The organism is Streptomyces sp. JNUCC 63 (genome assembly GCF_054366325.1).
On the sequence record NZ_CM135963.1, the window covers coordinates 667960 to 688889 of the forward strand.

Below are 20930 nucleotides of genomic sequence, written 5' to 3' on the forward strand. Positions count from 1 at the left end.
CCCCTAGGCGACCAAGCTGCCATGGTCAATAATCTACAGCAATAAGTTTTAGGCCGACCGGAGAGAAGCATCGTCGGCACCTCGCGCAGGGCCCTGGCCGCGTCAGTGAGATGCGTGCAGCCGTCCTCGCGGCGCAGGATGCCGGGGCAGTCCGGCGCAGGTTCGCAAAAGGTACGCCCACCCGTCGGTGCAGATTGTCGGCCGCAAGCGGACACTCCGGGATCGGCAGCGCATCCGCCACCGCCGAAATCTGGGTCAGCGTCCCAGTCCGGGCGTCGGCGGCGGCGCTGAGGCGGTACTCGTGGGCCGGGACCCGCCCTCCGCCCGGCTCGGGGGCGGAGTCCTGGAACCACGCGCCCGCAGCGCCTCGCCCTCGCGCCAGGCGTCAATGCGGCGGACGCGGCGGGTGGTCGGCTCGGCGAAGTCGGGGAGCTCGTGCCACGCGTCGGGGTCGGAGGGCGATCCCAGCACCTCGACGGGGTGGGTCCGGTCCCGCGGCTCCCCCGGCCCGTGCGCCATGGCGCCCTCCCGGTAGCCCGTGCAGACGCCAGTCGGTGGGACGCGGTCACCGAACTTCTACTCCCAGGCCGCGGTCGACAGCGACCGAGTGAGCACGAACGGCGCGATGAGGCTGGTCCCCGCGAGGTCGTCGAACATCAGGGAGAGGACCGAGCCGGCCTCGATCTCCTCCGGCACCAGCTCAGCGATCCGCGCCCGCAGGCCACCGTGCAGCCCGACCAGCCCCTGCAGTGCGGGACGATCCAGCTCCGTGGCCACGGCCAGCACCTCGCGGGTGCGGGGCTCGAGGGCAGCCCAGAGCTCGCCGCTGGAGACCTCGCGGGCAGATCCGTCCGCCTGTGTAACGTGATGCGATGAAGGAGCGGGGCCTCCCGCTCCGGCCGGGTGCGAACGATGCTCGGTCCAGGAGAAGTAACGACCGTCCACAGGCAGGAGGCCCTGATGGACCAGATGCAAGCCTACGACGGACCTCAGATCGTGGGCATGGACCTGCACCGCAACCGCTCGGTACTGCTGCGCATGACCCCCCAAGGGGAACGGCTGGAGCGGATTCGCATCGACAACAGCCCGGCCGCCCTCAAGGCCGAGATCGCCAAGGCCGGCCCGCACCCGCAGGTGGTGCTGGAAGCCACCTACGGCTGGTACTGGGCCGCCGACACGCTCCAGGAAGCCGGAGCCGAGGTGCACCTCGCGCATCCGCTGGGCGTGAAGATGTTCGGTTACCGGCGGGTGAAGACCGACGACAAGGACGCCGCCGACCTGGCCGACCTGCTGCGCATGGGACGCCTGCCGCAGGCGTGGATCGCTCCCCGCCGGACCCGCCAGGTGAGGGAGCTGGTGCGCTACCGGCACAAGCTGGTAGGCATGCGCACCTCGGCCAAGGACCAGATCCACGCGGTGCTCGGCAAGGCTGGCCTGCACGTGCCCGTGACCGACGTGTTCGACCGCGGCGGCCGCACCTGGCTGGCCGGGATACCGCTGCACGGCTCCTACCGGGTACGCGCCGACTCCCTGCTCCGGCTGATCGCCTTCCTGGACGGCGAGATCGCAGAGGTGGACAGGCTCATCGCGCAGGCCCTGGCGGGCGATCCCGGCTACCGCGCGGTGCAGACGATCCCCGGCATCGGCCCGGTCTTCGCCGCCGTCATGGTCGCCGAGATCGGCGACGTGGCCCGCTTCGCCGGACCCGGCCAGCTGTGCTCCTGGGCGGGGCTCACCCCGCGGCACCGGGCCTCGGACACCAAGGTCCACCGCGGCAGGATCACCAAGCAGGGCTCGCCACTGCTGCGCTGGGCCTGCGTCGAGGCGGTCCAGCGCAGCGGGGCCGACACCCCGATGCGGCGCCTGAAGGACCGCATCGTCTACCGCCGCGGCACCACGGCCCGCAACGTGGCCAAGACCGCCGCGGCCCGCAAGCTGCTCACCCTGGTCTACTACGCCCTGCGCGACGGCGAGGTCCGCTGCCTGACGAAGCCGGACCCGGCGCGAGCAGGCCGGAACGCGGCCGACGCGTGATCGCGCACTGTCTGGCCCCCGCGCATGCGGCGCGGCCGTTAACGTGATCGATCCCGTCGGCCGTCGCGGAACGCCCCATGCACAAGCTCGTCCGGCCGCGGGGCCGGACGCAGCCGCGAAGGGATGACCGGCAGCCGAGCCTGCCCACCCCACGACCACACCTCTGGGGCGAGACACCACAACTCCATACCCCCGGTCCCCGGCGCCGCCAGTGTGCGCCGATCCGCCGCGGCCTCAAGGCCGTTCGTCCTCGGCTCCGCCTGCGGGCGCTCCGCCTTGACCCCGCGCCTGGGCTCGGCGTTGCCCGAACTCGGCCGGAAACCGGGAAAACAGACAGGGTAACACCCTTGACCGGCCCCGCTCCTTCAGGGATGACAGGGCGGGCTCAAGGGGTCAGCGCATCACCGCTGTTCAGAAGCTCAGCGTAGACCTCTGCCGGGGTGCGGTAACCATGGATCTTGCGCGGACGATGGTTGAGCTCGTGGGCGATGGCGTCGAGGTCGGCCTGGCTGAACGTGCGGAGGTCCGCGCCCTTGGGGAGGTACTGCCGTAGCAGTCGGTTGGTGTCCTCGTTGGTTCCGCGCCGCCCCCGGCTGCGCGGTTTGCAGAGGTAGGTCGGCATGCCGGTCGTGGCGGTGATGGCCTGGTGCTCGGCCATCTCGCGGCCCCGGTCCCAGGTGAGCGTCCGCCGCAGCTGGGGCGGGACAGAGAGGAGCCTTCGGGTGAGGTGCGGGGCAGCCTGCTCGGCCTTGATGCCGTCAGGCAGCGCGACGATGGCGGTGTAGCGGCTGGCGCGCTCGACGAGCGTGGCGACCGCCGAAGGCCGTGCGCCCATCACGAGGTCGCCCTCCCAGTGGCCCGGGACGGTGCGGTCCTCGACCTCCGCGGGGCGGGCACTGATGGACACCATGCCTCGGATGACGCCCCGCCCGGTGGGCTTCCGGGCGACCTTCGGCCGGCCAGGGGAGGGGCCGTCCGCAGCCGCTGGGTGAGGCTGCGGTCGACCGCCTGGCGGCGGCGCAGGTCGTACAACGAAAGGTAGATCGCCTCGTGCGAGACCCGTATGGAGGCCTCGCCGGGGAAGTGGCGTCGCAGCCAGCCCGCGATCTGCTCAGGTGACCAGCACAGGGCCAGCTTGGCCCCCACCAGTGCGCGCAGAGCGGGCCATTGGGCGAGCTTGGCCGGCTTGGGGCGGCGCCCGCGTTCGTAGGCGGCCGCGTCTGCAGACGCGGCCCGGTAGCGGTCCCGGCCGCCGTTGCGGGCAATCTCCCGGGAGACGGTCGACGGCGATCTGCCCAGCCGCCGGGCCATCTGCCGGGCAGACTCGCCAGCAGCGATCCCCCGGGATATCTCCTCGCGCTCGCCGCCGGTCAGATGCCGTCCTGACCGCTGCCGCGGGACCATGCGGAGGCCACCGCTTTGGTGCAGAAATCGGCGGACGTGGTGCATCGGCGCCCCAGCGCCCTCCCCATCAAGCTGAACGACTGCCCTTCACGCCAACGTCTCCAGATTTCATCCTGCTGAGCCGGTGAAAACCCGTAGTCACGCACCTGTGCCTCCACAACCACATGATCATTCGTGGGTGGTGCGTTGATCACTTGAGCCCGCCTTCCTCGGCGCCCGCTACCGGCGCATCGTCAAACGCCCGGACACGCCAAGGCCCTGGTCGCCGTCGCCCGCTCGATACTCGTCATCGCTTGGCACCTGATCAACGACCCCGGCGCCTCATACCAGGAACTCGGCACCGACTGGCACCAGCGTCATCTCAACCCCGCCCGCAGGACCCGCGACCTCGTCCGCCAGCTCCAGGCCCTCGGCCACCAGGTCACCCTCGAACCCGCGACCGCCTGACCAGCCCACCCCGACAACCGGGCCGCAAGCGGCCCGGATGCTGCCGCCTGCCCTCCCGGAGATCGATTTTCCGTTCAGCTTCAGAGTCAAGCTTGTGCCAGGGCGCTTCTACTTCTTCGCGGCCCTGTCGCCGAACAGGCTGCGCAGCATCCATGCCGCGAAGCCGACGCACGCGCCGGCCGCGATCAGGGTCGCGTTGAAGCCGATGGTCGGCATCAGGCCGATCGAAGACGAGTGATCCCCGCGCAGGCAGGGGAGCCGTGAGAGGCCGAACCACCACCGGAGTGTCTCGGCGGGACCTCGTCGTCTCACGAAAGCCTCTATCACGGGGACTTGCAGGAAGGCGGACGGCATCATGCCACGAGAGCCGGAACCTCCCAGGTCACATCGCGTTTCAGGGCAGCCTCCGACGCCGGGCAGGCCGTAGCCCGAATTTCCGATTTCAACTCAAAGACGCGGTGCGGGCTCTCCGACGAAGCGGGCAAGATCCTCTGCGGCACCGCGTGGCAGGCCGGCGACCGCCATCTCCGGCAATGCCGTGATGACGGTCCGCAGCCGCGCGCCGAGCTCCGGCAGTACGGCCCAGGCCTAGGCAGGGGCGTTGACGGCGGCCAGCAGCAGGTCGCCCTCGTAGAAGCAGGCGTCGAGCAGCGGATCCTCGATCAGCAGGCGCACGGCGAGTGGAAGGACGTAGGGCAGTGCCACCTGCTGTGCGATGAGGATGCGCAGATCGGCGGGACGGAGTTCGTCCAAGGGCACACGCCGCAGCTCGTGCACGGTGCGCACCAGAGGGGTCGCGTCAGCGGCAGGAGGCGTCCAGCGGGGTGGGTCCAGGTCGTCGAGCGTGCGGTTGAGGTGCAGCAGATGGCCCATGGGCTTCATTCTCACCAGACCGCTGTGCACTTCCAGGCCGGACCGGGTGGAAGAACTCGCGTGCCACATAGCGTTTGAGGCAGCGGACGGTTTCCCCGTCGCGTCTTGCCGTCCGCCGTGCGCCGTTGAAAGTAGTCCCGGGTGCGGGGGTGGAACCGCAGACGCGCGTACACGATCCGATGAAGCGCCACGTTGGCCTGCCGGTCTCCCCCGCAGTTGAGCCGCCGGCACCGCTCCCGCCCCGAGGAGTGCCTGATCGGGCTGACCCCGCACAGCGCCGCGAACGACGCCTCACTCTGGCAGACGCGCCCACGGCCTTGGGATCGCCTTCACCGACGTGGAGTTCGCCGGCTCTTCTCCCTCGACCGAGCAGGGCGCGAGCACGCCGGCACGGCCCGCCGGGCCGGTCGCGCACGAGAGGTCCCGTTGGCCGCGGCAAGCAACGGAGCGCTGTCAGTGGCGGGTGGCAGCATCGGGCGCATGACGGACACCACGGCATTCGACTGGCGGTCCTTCCTGCTCAGGTGGAGCGGGGAGTGGGCGGATTCCCTGCCGGACGGCGAGACACGGAGCGAGAACGACGAGGCCGCCCGGCAGGCGCGGTGGCTGGGGTTCCCGCCCGCGTCCGAGGAGCGGATCGCCGCCATGGAGGAGCGCCTCGGCCGGCGGTTGCCCCCGTCGTACCGGGAGTTCCTCAAGGTCAGCGACGGGTGGCGGCACGCGGGCGGGTTCGTGTGGCTGCTGGCGGGGACCGGGGACGCGCACTGGCACGACAACGCGTCGGGACTCGCGGACGTGTTCGAGGAGTACCTGGACGAGGACGCCGGGCCCGAGGAGCGGCGGGAGGCGGACATCTGGCGGCGCGGGCTGCAGCTCGACGTGGAGTCCGACATCACCCACGTGATCATGGACCCCGAGGACGTGGACGAGGACGGCGAGTGGGCCGTCTGCACCTGGGCGAGCTGGCGGGCCGCGCCACCCGAGCGGCACGCGAACTTCCTCGAGTTCATGCGGGACATGTACCGGGAGTTCCACCGCCTGCGGGCGCACCGGAGCGACGGGGAGCCGGTGTTCGTCAACGACACGACGCGAGAGCTGGACGCCCAGGTGGAGGAGGCCCGGGCGGAGGCGCTGCGCGGCGGCTGGGAACGGGCCGTAAAGGCGCTGGACGAGGCCAAGGAGTACGGCCGGCCGCGGGCCGCCGGGCTGGGCGACCAGATACGCCGCCTGCTCGGACAGACCTCCACGGTGTACTTCGACAAACTGGTGACGGACCCGCGGTACGCGCCCGAGCTGCTGCCGCCGCTGGTCGCCGAGCACGCGGCGCACTCCTACCGGGACGACTCCACGCTGACGTTCCACCTGCGGGGCGCCGACGACGACCTGGTGGCACTGGCCTACGCGACGCTGGATCAGGTGAGGAACGGCACGTACCGGTACACGGCGGCCGGACCGTTCGGCGAGGCGGCCGAGCGGGCGCGGGAGCTGGCGCGATGGGGAGACACCGACGGGGCCTGGCGGACACTGATGAACGCCGTGCCCCTGTGGGAGCCGCTGGGACCGGACCACCTGACGCCGCTGGGGTGGGTGGCCGACCCGGTGCTCGGGCCGCTGCTGACCCCGGAGCGGGGCCGCGAGCTGCTGGCCACTCCACGGGGCGGGCAGGCGGGTGAGGCACCGAGCCCGACGGCCGGACTCGACCCGGGCAGCCTGGCGTGGCTCGCGGAGCCGGACCCGGGCAACAACCGCACGTCCTACCGGTTCGTCCTGGTGGAGGGGGTGGAGCCGGAGGAGCTGCCCGGACGTCTCGCGGACGGGGACGGCACCGGACTGAACGCACCCATGACCTTCTGGGAGGCGCGCCACAGGTCGCTGCACGACCGGAGGGAGTTCTCGTCCTACGACGACAGGGCTCTCATGGCGGTCGGCCGGGCCGGCGCCGGCTGGAGCTTCGCCTTCGACGGCGACCCCGCCCCGTTCCACCGGCAGCGGTTCGTCTCCCCGGCCGCGGCCGCCAGCACGGGCACTCGCGCGGTGGTGGTGTGGAGCGGCCTGAGGACGTGGCACGGGGAGCCGTTCTTCCACCTTTCGGCGGCGCGCGACGGCGCCGAGCAGTACGCCTTCACGTACGCGGACGGAGAGATCAGGCAAAGCGGGGAGATACCGCGGGCGCTGGACCCGAGCCGGTTCTTCGGCGACCCGGAGGACGGCGCAGAGGCGGAACGGTCGCTGCTGGACGCGGTGGCCGGGGAGTTCGGTGCCCATCTGCCGCGTCACGCCATCGTGAACGGGCGGCTGCACACGTTCACCACTCGCTCCTGGACGCGGCCGCCGAGGGACGGCGAGACGTACGCGGTGATCCGCATGCACTGGGAAGCCGCGCGCCCGGCGGACGGCGAACGGACGGAGGACGAGGGGCCGGGAAGCAGCTAGAGACCGGCTGCCGCGGCCGTCTCCTTACCGAAGGGATTCCGGGGGTTTCGCCCCCGGAATCCCGCTTACGGCTGGAAGTACTCCGACATCAGGCGGCTGACCCATTCCGGCTGCTCGATGTTCACCGGGCGGAACTCCGCCATGGCCGGCTTCAGGTCGATGACCGGGGTGCCCGAGACCGCGTCGAGGCCCACCACCGTCAGCTCGCGGCCGTGCACGGACTCGATGGCGCAGCACGTCGACCCGATGCGGTTCGGCCTGCGGGGGCCGCGGCCGGCGAAGACGCCGACGGGCGGGAGGTCGGAGCGGCCGCGGTAGGGGCGGGGTTCGCGGTAGTCGTCGAGTTCCGGGAACCGGTCGAAGACGAAGAGGACTTCCACGTGGGAGAAGCCCTCCAGACCCTGGAGGCACGCCTCGCCGAAGCGTTCGTCGATGGTGATCGTGCTGCGGACGGCACCCCAGTTGTCCGTGTGCTGGACGTCCGTCCGGTCGTTTCGGACCGTACCTATCGGTGTGATCTCGAAGCTCGGCATGGTCAGAGGCTATCCCCGCCGTGCTCATGCCGGCGTCTCGATGCGGTGAGATTCGAGAGCGCGAAGCCTGGGATGTCGGAGAACGAACTCCCAGGGCTTCGTGGCCCATTGCGCAATGAAGCCCTGCCCACAGCTCGGCGGAGCTTCGTCGTCTCACACACGTCTCACGAACGGTACGGACCCTCCGGGACCGCGCAGTCCTGACCTGCAACTTCGCTCACGTCCTGGACCGGCTGGACGCTCCTGGACGGCCTCTACAACCTGTGCCATGTGGTACCGGCACGCGCCGGAGGCGCATCTCATTGAGCGCCGTCCTTCCTGCCGCACCACAGGGCCCCAAGCACGCGAAGGTGTCTCGCCGCCCCCCATCGGTTGTGGCTGGGCCCGGAGTTCTCGCCCTCACTGGCGGATGAGAGGAGCCAAGATCCGGACCATTGACGGGCCAACGAAGCCGCATCAGGAGTAACTTGCGTCATCGACACAGGTCAGAGACACACAAGCGCCGTACCACCAGCAGACGAAGAACCTCCTGGTGACTCAGACGCAGTACTGAGACGCAGCACTGCGCGCATCGACCCAAGAAGATCGGCGCTCACCAGCCGGCAACTACGGCACTCAAAGCTTGTCGACTCTCCACAACAGGACACGGCGAGCGCCACGTTCACGCGCCGGCGGGCGGCGCAACCGTCCGCCAGGTCAGCACTCGTCCGGCCGCTATCGATCCCGCAAAGACCGCCGCGTGCTACAGAGCTGCGAGAGCGCCCCAACCGCACCTGACGGAATATCAGCAAAGTCAGCATCAGGTCAGCAAAAGCACTGCCACAGCCGCTCACAGACGGCCACACCATGGAAGCGCCCGCCACCGCCACTCAGGTCCGCAACCCGCTCAGCCGTCCTCCCGCGAGCGATCGAAAAGTGGGAGGCAGTACCCAACCACCTCCCGCCCGCCAGTCGCCGACGCTCAGACGTTTCCGCAGGTCAGCGCACCCTTCCCCGGGGTTTCAACGGGACCGGCGGGAGCTCCGGAGCGGGCAGCGGAGCCCCGTCGTACCCCTTCACCTCCCCGAACCGAGACCCTTCCATCCAGTCCCGGCGGGCCTGCACGATCTCCTCCTGAGACCGTCCGATCCAGTTCCAGAACATGATCAGTTCCTCCTCGAACGGCTCGCCGCCCAGGAGCATCAGGCCCGCGTCCGACTCGGCGCGCAAGGGGAGTTCGGTGCGGCCGCAGCCGAGGTAGAGCATCGAGCCGGGGAGGACGGGGACGCCGTCGACGTGGGCCTCGCCGGACATGGAGAGGACGGCGTACTCGAAGTCCGGGTCCAGGGGGAGGCGTACGTCGGCGCCGCGGGTCAGGGCCAGGTCGGCGCCGGTGATCGGGGTGTACGCCGTTCCCGGTGAGGTCGCGCCGTCGAGGTCGCCCAGGATCAGGGTGGCCGTCAGGCCCGGTGCCGTGACGGTGGGCAGTTCGGCGTGGTGTTCGAAGCGCGGGTCGGTGTGGCGGTGGGCGTCCGGGAGGGCGACCCACAGCTGGGCGCCGTGCAGGAAGCGGGCGTGGGACCTGGGGCTCTCCTCGGAGTGGCTGATGGCCCGGCCGGAGGTCATCAGGCCCAGTTCACCGGGGCGGATCAGCTGCAGGCTGCCGGTGGAGTCGCGGTGCAGCACCTCGCCCTCGTGCAGCCAGCTCACCGTCTGCAGGCCCATGTGCGGGTGCGGAGGCACCTGCATGCCGGGCTCGTCGGCGATGTCGTCGGGGCCGTAGTGATCGACGAAGCACCAGGCACCCACCATGCGGCGACCCAGGTTCGGCAGCAGCCGGCGGACTTCGGTGGACTCGCCGAGCTTGACGCGGCGGGGGCTGAGGAGTTCACGCACGGGCTCCGCCGCCACGAAGCCACGACCGCCGCACACCGCGGGAACCGCCTCGCGATCAAGATTGCTCATGACACCCAACCTAGTCCCACTAGTCCCATGGGGGCCGTTCCAGCGGCACCCCGAAAGTAGTGGAATATTAAACTATCGGGTTCCGTTGTCGGGCGGTAAGGAGCGGAAGGAGGCCACGAGTGGACCTGAACAACACGTACTACGACCGCGGGACCCCGGCCGAGCGCTGGGAGCGTGCCCGGATGTTCTTCGACGCCCGGGACTACGCCGGTGCGGCGCGGGTGCTGGTGGGGCTGGTCGAGGAGGTGCCGGAGCAGACCGGGCCCCGGCTGCTGCTGGCGCGCGCCTACTACCACTCGGCCCAACTTCGGCGTGCCGAGGCCGAGTTGCGTGTCATCGTCGAGCGCGACCCGGTGGAGCACTACGCCCGGCTGATGCTGGGCCGGACTCTCGAGCGCCAGGGGCGCCACGCGGAGGCCGAGACGCATCTGCGGATCGCCTCCGCCCTCACCGGCGACTTCCCGAGCGTGTGAGCCACGAGCGTGTGAGCCAAACGCAGGAGCGGAGTGTCAGAGTGGCGTTGCCGCCCGGAGTGTCAGAGTGGCGTTGCCGCCCAAAGGATCAGGAACAGGGTGACCGCCGAGTTCGCCGAGGACATCGCCGAGACCACCGCGCCCGCGGCGGCGCCCCACACCGCGGCGCCGACCGCCGTGAACAGCGGCGGCCAGTGGCGGGCGGCGGGTGCCGGTGCCAGCAGGGCGGCGACCCGGCGCGGCACCGGCCCGGTGGTGGCCAGCGCGGCGAGGGTGGGCGTGGGCGCGGCGGACGACAGCAGGGCCGCCTTGCCGATCGCCCGTGCGACCACGCGCCGGTCGCCGACCGCGCGGGCCGCTTCCTCGTCGGCCCAGCGCTCGGCGGTGTAGACGACGGCGGAACGCAGCGGCCGCAGGAAGGGGTTGGCGCGGGCCGCCAGATGGACGGCGAGCAGGTGGCGGTGGTGGCGGGCCGCCAGGTGGGCGCGTTCGTGCGCGAACAGGGCGCGCCGCTCGGCCGGCGTGAGGCCGTCGAGCAGGGCGGTGGTGACGACGATCCGGCCCGGGGTGCCCGGGAGGGCGTAGGCGTACGGCGTGGCGTCGGGCAGGACGGCGACCGGGGCGCCGCGCAGTCCGGCCAGGGCCCGCCGGGCGCGCCGGGTCACCCGCCGGTGCCGCCACAGGGTGCGCCCGCACGCCACCGCGACCAGTCCGAGAGCGGGGATCGCCGCGCGGCCCGTTGCGCCGTCACGCCCGACGGCGGCCCTGACCTCGGGTTCGGCCCAGCTGTCGGGCAGCGGGTTGCCGGGCAGGTGCGCGCCGCCGACGACCCCGAGCAGAGCGAGGCACAACGTGCTGCATCCGGCCATGACGGCGGCCACCCAGGTCAGCAGCCGGGTGGCGGTACGCGGGTGGAGGTGCAGTTCCGCCAGGCGCGCCACCGGCCAGGCGGACAGCGGCAGCACCAGCGGCAGTAAGACGAAGAGCCCCATGAGGCGTCAGTGTTCCGTACCGCCGTCCCCCGTGGCCCCCGCCGATCCCTCCGTCTCCGCGGTTTCCAGCAGTGCGCGCAGCACCTGCTCGTCATCGGGCGGGAGCGCGGTGACGAAGCTGGTCAGGACCGCCTCGCGGTCGCGCTCGCCGTCCAGCAGCCGGCGCATCCGCAGCGCCGCGAGCCGGGCCACGTCGGCGGTCGGCGTCCACACGAAGGAGCGGCCCCGGCGCTCGCGGGAGACGACGTCCTTGGCGAGCAGCCGGGTCAGGATGGTGACCACGGTGGTGTAGGCGAGGTCGCCGCCGAGCCGCTCCTGCACCCAGGCCGCGGTGACCGGGCCGTCCGCCTCGCGCAGCGCGCCGAGGGCCTGGCCCTCCAGCTCGCCCTGCCCGCGCCGGGCCCGCCGGTGTTGCGCGGTCATGTCCGTACTCCCTCCGGCGTCGGCGTGTCGCACCACGCTACTTCACGCCGGCGGCGCGCCCCCGCGGGTGCTTCGCGCCCCTGCCGGGGCCGGGGCCGTCTCGGCCGGGCGCAGCACCGTGGCCCCGCCTCCCCCGCCGGCGGGTGGTCTCGCCGGGTACGACGTCGACGGCAAGGAGCGCGACGAGCGGGATGCCGGCAGCGGCACGAGTATCCGAGGACGGCGACCGCGTCACGCGGGTCGGGCGCGGGGCCGTGCCGTCCTGGCGGGATGACCTCTCCGCGAGCGGGCCCGGGCTTGCGGCCGGGCCCGCGCCGCGCCGCCGCCTGCCACGAGGAGATCGGTCTGCGGCCCGTCCGTCCGAGCCTGGGGATGCTCCCAACGGTGGGACCGGGCCGGCCGGATCAGGGGCGTTCGGCCGTCAGCCCCGGTACGTCTCCATCAGCCGCAGCCACACCTCGCTGATCGTCGGATACGACGGCACCGCGTGCCACAGCCGCTCGACCGGAACCTGCCCGGCGACGGCGACGGACGCCGAGTGGAGCAGTTCGCCGACGCCGGGGCCGACGAAGGTGACGCCGCGCAGGATCTTCTCGTCGAGGTCGACGACCATGCGGGCGCGACCGCGGTAGCCGTCGCCGTACAGGGACGCGCCGGCGACCGAGGAGAGGTCGACGTCGACGGCGCGGACGCGGTGACCGGCCTGTTCGGCCTCGGCGAGGGAGAGGCCCACGGCGGCGGCCTCCGGGTCGGTGAAGACGACCTGGGGGACGGCGTGGTGGTCGGCGGTGGCGGCGTGGGCGCCCCACGGGTCCGTCTCCAGCAGCGGTACGCCCGCCGCGCGGGCGCCGATGGCGTCGCCCGCGATCCGGGCCTGGTACTTGCCCTGGTGGGTGAGCAGGGCGCGGTGGTTGACGTCGCCGCACGCGTACAGCCAGGTGCTGCCCTCGACCCGCAGGGTGTCGTCGACGGAGAGCCAGGAGCCGGGCTCCAGGCCCACGGTCTCCAGGCCGATGTCGTCGGTGCGCGGAGCGCGCCCGGTGGCGAAGAGGATCTCGTCGGCCTCGAAGCGGTCGCCGTTGCCGGTCACGGCCACCACGGTGCCGTTCTCGCGGGTCACCGACTCCACCGAGGTGCCGGTACGGATGTCGGCGCCCGCGTCGGTGAGCGCCTCGGCGACCAGTTCGCCGGCGAAGGGCTCCATGCGGGACAGCAGCCCCTTGCCGCGGACCAGGACGGTGACCCGGGAGCCGAGGGCCTGGAAGGCGGTGGTCATCTCGGTGGCGACGACACCGCCGCCGACCACGATCAGCCGCCCCGGCACCTGCTCGGCGCTGGTGGCCTCGCGGCTGGTCCACGGCCCGACCTCGTCGAGGCCGGGCAGGCCGGGCAGCTTGGCGCGGGTGCCGGTGCAGACGGCGACGGCGTGCCGCGCGGTCAGCGTCCGCACCTCCCCGTCGGCGCCGGTGACCGTGACCGTGCGCTTGCCCGCCAGCCGGCCCTGTCCGCGGTACAGGTCGGCGCCGATGCCGTCCACCCACCGCACCTGCCCGTCGTCGTGCCAGTGGGAGGTGTACTCGTCCCGGCGGGCGAACACGGCGGCGGCGTCCAGGGGGCCTTGCACCGCCTGGCTCAGGCCCGGCAGGCGGCGGGCGTCGGCGCGGGCGATGACCGGGCGCAGCAGGGCCTTGCTGGGCATGCACGCCCAGTACGAGCACTCGCCGCCGACCAGCTCGCTCTCCACGATCGCGGTGGACAGTCCGGCCGCGCGGGTGCGGTCGGCCACGTTCTCGCCCACGGGTCCGGCACCGAGCACCACGACGTCGTACGCGATGGTTTCCGTTTCCGTCATGGGATCAGTCTGGTGGGTGGTGTGCGCGGTGGCCACACGGGTACGAGCGCGGAATACCCATAAGGGTCGGCCGTGTTGTGCCAGCGGCTTCGCCCCGCACCAGGACCCCCGGAACCCCCACCAGGAAGAGGGAATGCGCCATGAGCAGCACCGTGGAGCTCACCAAGGAGAACTTCGACCGGACGGTCACCGAGAACGAGTTCGTCCTCATCGACTTCTGGGCATCCTGGTGCGGGCCGTGCCGTCAGTTCGCCCCGGTCTACGAGAAGGCGGCCGAGGACAACCCCGACCTGGTGTTCGGCAAGGTGGACACCGAGGCGCAGCCGGAGCTGGCGGCGGCCTTCGGGATCCAGTCCATTCCGACGCTGATGATCGTCCGTGACCAGGTCGCGGTGTTCGCGCAGCCGGGTGCGCTGCCCGAGGCCGCGCTCGCGGACGTGATCGGGCAGGCCCGCAAGCTGGACATGGAGGAGGTCCGCAAGGCGGTCGCCGAGCAGCAGGCGCAGGGAGAACAGAAGGGCTGAGGCCGCTCAGCTGGACTCGCGGTGGACCACCCGCGCGCCCAGCACCGGGTGTCTCTCGGGCGGGGCGCCGGGGTCGCGTACGGCGCGGTCGACCAGTTCGGCGAGGTCGCGGCCCGAGGGCAGGTCGATGTGGACGGTGCTCAGCCGGGGCCGCAGCAGCCGGCCGAGCATGAGGTCGTCGGCACCGATCACGGCCGTCTCCTCGGGGATGCGGACGCCCACGTCCTGCAGGGCGCGCATCAGCAGCATCGCGTACTCGTCGTTGTACGCGAACACCGCGTCCAGGCCGAGGTCGCGCCAGCGTGCGGCGAGGCGGGCCGCGGAGTCCTCGTCGTAGCCGAGGGGCACTTCGGTGACGCTGCCGTCGGTGCCGTCCAGGGCCCGTCGTACGCCCGCCAGGCGCGGCCGGGAGAACACGTCCAGGCCGCTTTCCCGGGGTACGACCACGCCGATGCGCCGGCGGCCGCGGGCGTACAGGTGGGCGCCCGCCCGGTGGCCCACGCTCTCGTGGTCCATGAGCAGGGCATGGGCGCCCTCCACGGCCTCGGGGCCGAGGGTGACCACGGCCCGGGCGCCGGAGCGCTTGAGCACCGCGACGCCCCGGGGGCCGAGCCCCGAACCGGGCACCAGGACGGCGACCGGCCGCAGTTCCGCCCAGGCCCGGGCCGCCTCGTCGCCGTGCGGGCCGGCGGTGCCGTGCTGTACGACGGTGTAGTCGAGGCGGCCGAGCGCCCACTGGAGTTCATTCAGGAACCGGCCGTAGAGCGCGCCGGCCGGGGCGGACGGGGCGGGCATCAGGACCATGCGGCTGTGCCCCGCGCGCAGGCTGCGGGCCGCCGCGTGCGGCACGTACCCGAGCTCCTCGGCGGCCTCGTGGACGCGGCGGCGGGTGGGCTCGCTGATGCGTACGGCCCGGGTGTTGTTCAGGACGTAGGAGACGGTGGCGCGCGAGACGCCGGCCAGTCGGGCCACGTCGGCGCTCGTGGGCACCGAGCGCGGTGCGGGCGACGGGGGCTCGGCGGGCTTCGGTATCTGCACCATGACGTACCGCATCTTGGCAGAAGCCGCGGACGACCTGCCGGGCGGGGCGACTACCGGAAACCAGGCGGAAGTTGAAACCCAAACGGCGTAGGGCGCTACTCCCCCGCGGTACGGGTGACGCGGGCGACCAGGTCGTACCAGCCGGCCTGCAACCGCTCCATCGGCATCCTGCACTGCCGGGTCAGGTGGTGGATGAGGGCGGGGTCGAGGTGTCCCATCAGCGTGTGGGCGAGGAGTTCGCCGTCCGCGTCCGGGACCGCCTGCCGCAGCAGCATGACGAGGTGGGCGTGACGGACCCGGCGGGCCGGAGCGACGTAGCGGCGGTCCGCGCAGGGTTCGGCCGCCAGCTGCAGCTCCAGGTCGTCGGCGGCGCGGCGCAGTGCGGCACAGCCGAACGCCCGCAGCCGCTCCACGGGCGGCGCGCCGGGACCCATCGGGGGCTCGCCGCTGAGGAAGGCCGCCTGGAACTTCTTCTCGGAGTGGTCCAGCAGCGCGTTCAGCAGGCCGGTGCGGTCGCCGAAGCGGCGGAAGACCGTGCCCTTGCCCACCTGGGCGGCCGCGGCCACCGCCTCCATCGTGACGCCGGCCGCGCCGTGCTCCGCCACCAGCCGCGCGGCGGCGTCCAGCAGCCGGGCGCGGTTGCGCGCCGCGTCGGCCCGCAGGCAGGGCTCGCCCTCACCGATGCCGATTTCGAGCAAGACCGGCGTCACCACAGGCTCCTGGGGCTCCTGAGGCTCGGTGAAGGGCGGCAGGACGCGGGACATGAAGACAGCGTAAAGCATGGGGAACAAAACTGGACCGCGGTCCGGTTATTCTGCTACAAAATTTAAGCGGACCTCGGTCCGCTTCGTAACGGCAATATTTCCCCCCATTGGAGCCCCCCAATGTCTGTTCGCATCCTCGCGCTCGTCGGCAGCCTCCGCGCCGGTTCGCACAACCGTCAGCTCGCCGAGGCCGCGGTGAAGCTCGCCCCGGCGGGCGCCGAGGTCGTGCTGTACGAGGGCCTGGCCGACATCCCGTTCTACAACGAGGACGTCGACGTCGAGGGCAGCGTGCCGGCCGCCGCCGCCCAGCTGCGCGAGACCGCCGGGGCCGCCGACGCCTTCCTGCTCTTCTCGCCCGAGTACAACGGCACCATGCCGGCCGTCCTGAAGAACGCCATCGACTGGCTGTCCCGCCCCTACGGCGCCGGCGCCATCTCCGGCAAGCCCGTCGCCGTCATCGGCACCGCCTTCGGCCAGTACGGCGGCGTGTGGGCGCAGGACGAGGCCCGCAAGGCCGTGGGCATCGCCGGCGGCAAGGTGGCCGAGGACATCAAGCTGTCCATCCCCGGCTCCGTGACCCGCTTCGCCGAGACCCACCCGGTCGACGACGCCGAGGTCGCCGCGCAGCTCACCGAGGTCGTCACCCGGCTGCAGGGCCAGGCCGGCGACACTGTGGCCGCCTGAGCCACCCGCGAGGGGCCGGAGCCTGCCCGGGCTCCGGCCCCTGTCGCGTTCGCGCCACCGCTCACTCCAGCTCCGCCAGGCGCCTGACGGCCCGGGAGGCGAAGCGGTCGATCCACCCGGCCGGCTCCCCGACACGCGGGGCGAGGATCACGGTGTCGACGCCGATCCCGGTGTAACCCTCCAGGTCCCGCAGCAGGGCGTCCAGGTCCTCCTCGGCCGCCGCCTCGCCGGTGTACAGGAACGTCTTGCGGATGCCGTCGTAGTCACGCCCCACGCTGTCGCAGTGCCCGCGCAGCACCTCGAACTTGTGCCGCAGTTCCTCCGGTGAGGACGGAACCAGGTTGCAGGCGTCGGCGTACCGGGCGACCAGGCGCAGTGTCTTCTTCTCCCCACCGCCACCGATCATGATCTCCGGGTGCGGAGAGCTCACCGGCGGCGGCACGCACAGGGTCTCGGCCAGCCGGTAGTGCCTGCCCTCGAAGGGGCCGTCGTCGTACGGGTCCCACATCTGCAGACAGATCCGCAGCGTCTCCTCCAGCCGCTCGAAGCGCTCGGCGAGCGGCGGGTACGGCACGCCGAGGCCGTGGTGCTCACGCTCGTACCAGGCCGCCCCGAGGCCGAGCGTGGCCCGGCCGCCGGACAGTGCGTCGAGCGTGGTGGTGATCTTGGCGAGCAGCCCGGGGTGCCGGTACGTCACTCCGGTCACCAGGGCGCCCAGCCGCACCGTGGAGGTCTGCCCGGCCAGGAAGCCCAGGGTGGTGTAGGCCTCCAGCATCGGGTCCTCGGCGCCGCCGTTGAACTCCATCTGGAAGTAGTGGTCCATGACCGAGATCCAGCTCAGCCCGGCCGTCTCGGCCGCCTGACCGGCGGCGGCCAGTTCGGCGCCGAGGGCGGGCGCGCCGCCCGAGTGGTTGAACCGGTTGATGTGCACACCGACCCGCATGCCCGTCTCCGTCCTCGAGGGTTACACCGGGATCGGCGTCGACGAGAGCCGTCACCGACCCTTGTGACGCTAGGGCCTCGAGCGCGCTCGAAGTCAAGGTCCGCCGCCGTGTCCGGGCGTGCCCGGAGCGACCGCCCACCGGTCGGCGGGCAACGTCCACCGGTCGGCGGGCAACGTCCACCGGTCGGCGGGCAACGTCCACCGGTCGGCGGGCAACGTCCACCGGTCGGCGGCGTCCGCGCTCCGGGCGGGTACACGGTGGACGGCCGCACGAGCGGCCGCTTCCCCGCACGAGGAGACGCCCATGACCCAGGCCCCGCCCCCGTTCGACCCCGAGCTCGCCGCCGCGCTGGATGCCGTGGAGGACGTACGGCCGGGTCTGACCCCGCAGGACATCCGGACCGCCCGGCAGGCCCTCGCCCCCGCTGTGGCGGCCGGGCCGGATCCGACCCTGGACGGCGCCTTCGCGGTGGAGGACCGTACGGTGCCGGGGCCCGGGGGCGCGCCCGGCGTCTCCCTGCTGATCTGCCGGCCCACCGCGTCGTCGAACGGCGTGGCGCGGCCCGTCCTGTACTACACGCACGGCGGAGGCCTGGTCGTCGGGAACAACCGGCTCGGCGTGGACACGGCGCTGGCCTGGGCGAAGGAGCTGGACACGCTCGTGGTGTCGGTGGAGTACCGGCTGGCGCCCGAGCATCCGCATCCCGCGCCGATCGAGGACGTGCACACGGGCCTGCTGTGGACGGCGGAACATGCCGAGGAGCTCGGCGGCGACCCGGAGCGCATCGTCGTCGCGGGTGCGAGCGCGGGCGGCGGCCTGACCGCCGCGCTGGCCCTGCTGCTGCGGGACCGCGGCGGCCCGCGGCCGATCGGCCAGATGCTGATGTACCCGATGCTCGACGACCGCAACGACACGCCGTCCGCCCATCAGATGACGGGCGTCGGCCTCTGGGACCGTACGGCGAACGAGACCGCGTGGACGGCGCTGCTGGGCGACCGGCGCGGTGGGCCCGGCGTGTCGCCGTACGCCGCCCCCGCCCGCGCCGCGGACCTCTCCGGCCTGCCCCCGGCCTTCCTCGACGTCGGCTCCGCGGAAACCTTCCGCGACGAGGTCGTCACCTACGCCTCACGCATCTGGCAGGCCGGCGGCATCGCCGAGCTCCACGTCTGGCCCGGCGGCTTCCACGGCTTCGACGCCCTCGCCCCCGGGGCGGCCCTGTCCCGGGCGGCCCACACGGCCCAGCTGGACTGGCTGCGCAGACTGCTGGGGCGGTGAGGACGCGCGCCGGGCGTCCGGGCCCGGCTCGATCGCGCGCCCGAAACGGGGTACCCGGGCCGGACGGAGCAGGCGAGAGGGCGGCCGGCATGAACGACGATCCGCACAGCAACGAGCCGATCACCTTCCCCGACCTGACTGTCTTCAACCCCGCGCCGGTGGCCGTGGCCCTGTGCCGCGGGCCGGAGCAGGTCCTGGTCTACACCAACGACACCTATCGGCGCCTCTTCGGTGCCCGTCAGTACGGTGTCCCGGCCCGGCAGCTGCTCACCGACCTGAAGCAGCAGCAGATCTTTCAGCTCATGGACACCGTCTACGAAACGGGCGAGCCGGTCGTCATCGGCCCGGAGAGCCCGATGACCCTGCGGGACGAGCGGGGAGTGATCCGTGACCGGTGGTTCAACATCAGCCTGTCGCGCTCGGCCCTGCAGACCCCGCCCGGCGAGCCGGCGGGCCCCGGGGACCGCGGGGTGCTGGTGGTGATCGTGGACGTCACCGGTGAGGTGACCGCCAAGGAGGCCGCCCACGAGCAGGCGGAACAGCGGCGGCGCGCCCTGCTCCGCTACCAGAGCCTGGTCGAGGTCGGCGCCCAGATGGTGTGGGTGGCCGACCCCGAGGGGCAGGTGGTCCAGCTCAGCTCCGGATGGCACCGGATCACCGGCATGCCCGAGGACGAGCTGCTCGGATCGGGCTGGCTGGACAGCGCCCACCCCCGGGACCGGGCCGGGCTCGCCGAGGACTGGCACCGGGCGGTGCGCACGGAGCCGGACCTGTTCGAGCACCGCTACCGGATACGGCACCGGGACGGCACCTACCGGCACTGCTCGCTGCGGGTGGTGCCGGTCCGCGAGCACGGCGGCGTCACCGAGTGGGTGGGTGCCTGCGCCGACATCGAGGACCGGTGGCTGCGCGAGCGGCGCGACAACCTGCTCGGCCGGGCGTCGATCGCGGTGTCCGGGCCGGCCCGGCCCGAGGCGGCGCTGGAGGCGCTGGGGCGTGTCGTCGTGCCCGAGCCGGCGGACGCGTGCGGCACCTACCTGCTGCCCGAGGGCGTACGCCCGCGGGCAGCAGGCCCGCTGATGACCGCGCACGTGGCCACGGTGACCGGCCCCCGCCTCCCGTCCTTCCCGTCCGACGGAAGGCTGCGGGGCGCGCCTCCGGACGGCCCGTTCGACCATGCGGTACGGCACGGACGTACCGTCCTCCGTCGCGCCGGCCCCGCCGGCCTCACCGACACCGACGTGCCTCCGGGCGCGGCGGAATGGGCCCGGACCGCCGGGATACGGGAGGTCGCCCTGCTGCCGGTGCCCGTGCTCGGTGAGATCCAGGCGGTCGTCGCCCTGTACGCCGCGGACCGCGAGCCCTTCGGCCCGGAGGAGATCTCCCTGGCCGAGGAGGTCCTCGACCGGACCGCGCCCGCCTTCGGCCGGCTGCTGGAGCTGCGGCGCACCCGGCGTGTCGCCCTCGCCCTGCAGGAGAGCCTGCTGAGCGACCCTCCCGATGTGCCCGGAGTGGAGATCGTGGCCCGCTACGCGCCCAGCGCCGCCGCGAACGAGGTCGGCGGCGACTGGTACGACTCCTTCGTGATGCCCGACGGCGCCACCGCCCTGATCATCGGTGACGTCTCCGGACACGATCTGCAGGCGTCCGTCACCATGAGCAAGATGCGCAACATGCTGCGCGGCATCGCCGTCGACCGGCGGGAGCCCCCGGGGGACGTACTGCGCCGGCTCGACAGGGCCACCCAGCTGCTGGGCCCCGAGGAGGGCCTGGCCACGTGCGTCTACGCCAGGATCGAGGAAGCCGCGGGCAGTGGCCGGCGGCTCTGCTACAGCGTCGCCGGGCACCCGCCGCCGCTGCTGGTCACCGCCGACGGCCGGGCCCGGTTCTTGAAGAGCGCCCAGGACGTCATGCTCGGCGGGCTCAAACCCGACGGCCTTCCGCGCGCCAGTGCTGCCGAGCCCCTGGAGCCCGGCAGCACCGTCCTGCTCTACACCGACGGCCTGGTCGAGCGGCCGGCCGAGCACCTGGACCAGGGGCTCGAACGTCTGTGCCGGCACGCGGCCGAGCTGGCCCGCGCGCCCCTGAGCGCGTTCTGCGACGCACTCCTGCGGGAGGCGTCCACGGTCAGCGGCGACGACATCGCCGTCCTCGCGGCCCGCCTGCCGGCCGCCGCGGGCTGAGCGGGTTCCTGCGGGCGTTGAACGCCGATGACGCGAACTCCCCTTTCCCGCAAGGGTTGTTCCCCTGCCGCCCGCCGGACGTTACTGTTCAGTAGACAACGCGTTCC

At 72.5% G+C, this 20930-nt stretch carries 21 protein-coding genes and 1 pseudogene; 7 read left to right on the forward strand and 15 right to left on the reverse strand.

The annotated features are described in order from the left end of the window. Positions 1 to 25 precede the first annotated feature (25 nt). Positions 26 to 382 carry a DUF2889 domain-containing protein gene (locus ACX25U_RS03110; RefSeq protein WP_454394784.1) on the reverse strand — a complete coding sequence of 119 codons (357 nt, stop codon included), beginning with the start codon at positions 380 to 382 and terminating at the stop codon, positions 26 to 28. 194 nt (positions 383 to 576) lie between these two features. After that, positions 577 to 777: a hypothetical protein gene (locus ACX25U_RS03115; protein ID WP_454388822.1), complete on the reverse strand. Its 201-nt coding sequence runs from the start codon at positions 775 to 777 to the stop codon at positions 577 to 579. Positions 778 to 960: 183 nt separating this feature from the next. Here ACX25U_RS03115 and ACX25U_RS03120 point away from each other — a divergent pair, with 183 nt between their 5' ends. Further along, complete coding sequence (locus tag ACX25U_RS03120; RefSeq protein ID WP_454386631.1) at positions 961 to 2034, forward strand: IS110 family RNA-guided transposase; 1074 nt, start codon at positions 961 to 963, stop codon at positions 2032 to 2034. A gap of 385 nt (positions 2035 to 2419) precedes the next feature. Here ACX25U_RS03120 and ACX25U_RS03125 read toward each other — a convergent pair whose 3' ends face one another. The 5 genes and pseudogenes from ACX25U_RS03125 to ACX25U_RS03145 form a co-directional block, all read right to left on the reverse strand. Next, positions 2420 to 2944: an IS30 family transposase gene (locus ACX25U_RS03125; protein ID WP_454388823.1), complete on the reverse strand. Its 525-nt coding sequence runs from the start codon at positions 2942 to 2944 to the stop codon at positions 2420 to 2422. Further along, complete coding sequence (locus ACX25U_RS03130) at positions 2869 to 3483, reverse strand: transposase (protein WP_454388825.1); 615 nt, start codon at positions 3481 to 3483, stop codon at positions 2869 to 2871. The genes ACX25U_RS03125 and ACX25U_RS03130 overlap by 76 nt, the downstream gene beginning before the upstream one ends. After that, positions 3405 to 3632 carry a hypothetical protein gene (locus tag ACX25U_RS03135; protein WP_454394872.1) on the reverse strand — a complete coding sequence of 76 codons (228 nt, stop codon included), beginning with the start codon at positions 3630 to 3632 and terminating at the stop codon, positions 3405 to 3407. Before ACX25U_RS03135 ends, ACX25U_RS03130 begins: the two co-directional genes overlap by 79 nt. An 841-nt stretch (positions 3633 to 4473) precedes the next feature. After that, on the reverse strand, positions 4474 to 4767 hold the full coding sequence (locus ACX25U_RS03140; protein ID WP_458633816.1) for a contact-dependent growth inhibition system immunity protein: 294 nt from the start codon (positions 4765 to 4767) through the stop codon (positions 4474 to 4476). Next, positions 4685 to 5054: pseudogene (locus tag ACX25U_RS03145) on the reverse strand (transposase); the annotation flags it as partial. The pseudogene ACX25U_RS03145 and the gene ACX25U_RS03140, both read right to left, overlap by 83 nt. Positions 5055 to 5238: 184 nt before the next feature. Here ACX25U_RS03145 and ACX25U_RS03150 point away from each other — a divergent pair. Next, positions 5239 to 7191, forward strand: coding sequence for an SMI1/KNR4 family protein (locus ACX25U_RS03150; RefSeq protein ID WP_454388830.1), 1953 nt, complete (start codon positions 5239 to 5241; stop codon positions 7189 to 7191). A gap of 65 nt (positions 7192 to 7256) precedes the next feature. Here ACX25U_RS03150 and ACX25U_RS03155 read toward each other — a convergent pair whose 3' ends face one another. Both ACX25U_RS03155 and ACX25U_RS03160 read right to left on the reverse strand, forming a co-directional pair. Further along, a complete protein-coding gene (locus ACX25U_RS03155; RefSeq protein ID WP_454388832.1) occupies positions 7257 to 7724 on the reverse strand; it encodes an SAM-dependent methyltransferase in 468 nt (155 codons plus the stop codon). A 978-nt stretch (positions 7725 to 8702) separates the two neighbouring features. Beyond that, positions 8703 to 9668 carry a pirin family protein gene (locus ACX25U_RS03160; protein ID WP_454388834.1) on the reverse strand — a complete coding sequence of 322 codons (966 nt, stop codon included), beginning with the start codon at positions 9666 to 9668 and terminating at the stop codon, positions 8703 to 8705. A 125-nt stretch (positions 9669 to 9793) separates the two neighbouring features. Here ACX25U_RS03160 and ACX25U_RS03165 point away from each other — a divergent pair, with 125 nt between their 5' ends. Continuing rightward, on the forward strand, positions 9794 to 10141 hold the full coding sequence (locus ACX25U_RS03165) for a tetratricopeptide repeat protein (protein ID WP_454394786.1): 348 nt from the start codon (positions 9794 to 9796) through the stop codon (positions 10139 to 10141). A 62-nt stretch (positions 10142 to 10203) separates the two neighbouring features. On the opposite strand, the gene ACX25U_RS03170 is transcribed toward ACX25U_RS03165, so the two are convergent. From ACX25U_RS03170 to ACX25U_RS03180, 3 genes are all read right to left on the reverse strand, one after another. Further along, complete coding sequence (locus ACX25U_RS03170; protein ID WP_454388836.1) at positions 10204 to 11133, reverse strand: M56 family metallopeptidase; 930 nt, start codon at positions 11131 to 11133, stop codon at positions 10204 to 10206. Between the two features lie 6 nt (positions 11134 to 11139). After that, the gene (locus tag ACX25U_RS03175) at positions 11140 to 11556 is read right to left on the reverse strand and encodes a BlaI/MecI/CopY family transcriptional regulator (protein WP_454388838.1); all 417 of its coding nucleotides are present in this window, start codon (positions 11554 to 11556) and stop codon (positions 11140 to 11142) included. A gap of 421 nt (positions 11557 to 11977) precedes the next feature. After that, a complete protein-coding gene (locus ACX25U_RS03180; protein WP_454388839.1) occupies positions 11978 to 13408 on the reverse strand; it encodes a dihydrolipoyl dehydrogenase family protein in 1431 nt (476 codons plus the stop codon). 140 nt (positions 13409 to 13548) lie between these two features. On the opposite strand from ACX25U_RS03180, the gene trxA reads away from it, so the two are divergent. Further along, complete coding sequence (trxA, locus tag ACX25U_RS03185; protein WP_454388841.1) at positions 13549 to 13932, forward strand: thioredoxin; 384 nt, start codon at positions 13549 to 13551, stop codon at positions 13930 to 13932. 6 nt (positions 13933 to 13938) lie between these two features. On the opposite strand, the gene ACX25U_RS03190 is transcribed toward trxA, so the two are convergent. Further along, complete coding sequence (locus tag ACX25U_RS03190; protein ID WP_454388843.1) at positions 13939 to 14973, reverse strand: LacI family DNA-binding transcriptional regulator; 1035 nt, start codon at positions 14971 to 14973, stop codon at positions 13939 to 13941. A gap of 95 nt (positions 14974 to 15068) precedes the next feature. Continuing rightward, positions 15069 to 15737, reverse strand: a complete 669-nt coding sequence (locus ACX25U_RS03195) for a TetR/AcrR family transcriptional regulator (protein WP_454388845.1) — start codon at positions 15735 to 15737, stop codon at positions 15069 to 15071. A gap of 120 nt (positions 15738 to 15857) precedes the next feature. Here ACX25U_RS03195 and ACX25U_RS03200 point away from each other — a divergent pair, with 120 nt between their 5' ends. After that, positions 15858 to 16421: an NADPH-dependent FMN reductase gene (locus ACX25U_RS03200; protein WP_454388847.1), complete on the forward strand. Its 564-nt coding sequence runs from the start codon at positions 15858 to 15860 to the stop codon at positions 16419 to 16421. A gap of 61 nt (positions 16422 to 16482) precedes the next feature. Here the strand turns inward: ACX25U_RS03200 and ACX25U_RS03205 are convergent, their stop codons facing one another. Then, positions 16483 to 17364 carry an LLM class F420-dependent oxidoreductase gene (locus tag ACX25U_RS03205; protein ID WP_454388849.1) on the reverse strand — a complete coding sequence of 294 codons (882 nt, stop codon included), beginning with the start codon at positions 17362 to 17364 and terminating at the stop codon, positions 16483 to 16485. 304 nt (positions 17365 to 17668) lie between these two features. Here ACX25U_RS03205 and ACX25U_RS03210 point away from each other — a divergent pair, with 304 nt between their 5' ends. Then, a complete protein-coding gene (locus ACX25U_RS03210; protein WP_454388851.1) occupies positions 17669 to 18640 on the forward strand; it encodes an alpha/beta hydrolase in 972 nt (323 codons plus the stop codon). 89 nt (positions 18641 to 18729) lie between these two features. Beyond that, entirely contained in the window at positions 18730 to 20823 is a 2094-nt protein-coding gene (locus ACX25U_RS03215; protein WP_454388853.1) for a SpoIIE family protein phosphatase, read from the forward strand. The last annotated feature ends 107 nt before the right edge of the window (positions 20824 to 20930 follow it).

Excerpts from the sequence above, each read along its gene's own strand:
- ACX25U_RS03120 (WP_454386631.1), top strand. The coding sequence starts at position 961 with ATGGACCAGATGCAAGCCTACGACGGACCTCAGATCGTGGGCATGGAC.
- ACX25U_RS03125 (WP_454388823.1), bottom strand. The coding sequence starts at position 2,944 with ATGGTGTCCATCAGTGCCCGCCCCGCGGAGGTCGAGGACCGCACCGTC.
- ACX25U_RS03130 (WP_454388825.1), bottom strand. The coding sequence starts at position 3,483 with ATGCACCACGTCCGCCGATTTCTGCACCAAAGCGGTGGCCTCCGCATG.
- ACX25U_RS03140 (WP_458633816.1), bottom strand. The coding sequence starts at position 4,767 with ATGAAGCCCATGGGCCATCTGCTGCACCTCAACCGCACGCTCGACGAC.
- ACX25U_RS03150 (WP_454388830.1), top strand. The coding sequence starts at position 5,239 with ATGACGGACACCACGGCATTCGACTGGCGGTCCTTCCTGCTCAGGTGG.
- ACX25U_RS03155 (WP_454388832.1), bottom strand. The coding sequence starts at position 7,724 with ATGCCGAGCTTCGAGATCACACCGATAGGTACGGTCCGAAACGACCGG.
- ACX25U_RS03160 (WP_454388834.1), bottom strand. The coding sequence starts at position 9,668 with ATGAGCAATCTTGATCGCGAGGCGGTTCCCGCGGTGTGCGGCGGTCGT.
- ACX25U_RS03170 (WP_454388836.1), bottom strand. The coding sequence starts at position 11,133 with ATGGGGCTCTTCGTCTTACTGCCGCTGGTGCTGCCGCTGTCCGCCTGG.
- ACX25U_RS03175 (WP_454388838.1), bottom strand. The coding sequence starts at position 11,556 with ATGACCGCGCAACACCGGCGGGCCCGGCGCGGGCAGGGCGAGCTGGAG.
- ACX25U_RS03180 (WP_454388839.1), bottom strand. The coding sequence starts at position 13,408 with ATGACGGAAACGGAAACCATCGCGTACGACGTCGTGGTGCTCGGTGCC.
- trxA (WP_454388841.1), top strand. The coding sequence starts at position 13,549 with ATGAGCAGCACCGTGGAGCTCACCAAGGAGAACTTCGACCGGACGGTC.
- ACX25U_RS03190 (WP_454388843.1), bottom strand. The coding sequence starts at position 14,973 with ATGGTGCAGATACCGAAGCCCGCCGAGCCCCCGTCGCCCGCACCGCGC.
- ACX25U_RS03195 (WP_454388845.1), bottom strand. The coding sequence starts at position 15,737 with ATGTCCCGCGTCCTGCCGCCCTTCACCGAGCCTCAGGAGCCCCAGGAG.
- ACX25U_RS03200 (WP_454388847.1), top strand. The coding sequence starts at position 15,858 with ATGTCTGTTCGCATCCTCGCGCTCGTCGGCAGCCTCCGCGCCGGTTCG.
- ACX25U_RS03205 (WP_454388849.1), bottom strand. The coding sequence starts at position 17,364 with ATGCGGGTCGGTGTGCACATCAACCGGTTCAACCACTCGGGCGGCGCG.
- ACX25U_RS03210 (WP_454388851.1), top strand. The coding sequence starts at position 17,669 with ATGACCCAGGCCCCGCCCCCGTTCGACCCCGAGCTCGCCGCCGCGCTG.
- ACX25U_RS03215 (WP_454388853.1), top strand. The coding sequence starts at position 18,730 with ATGAACGACGATCCGCACAGCAACGAGCCGATCACCTTCCCCGACCTG.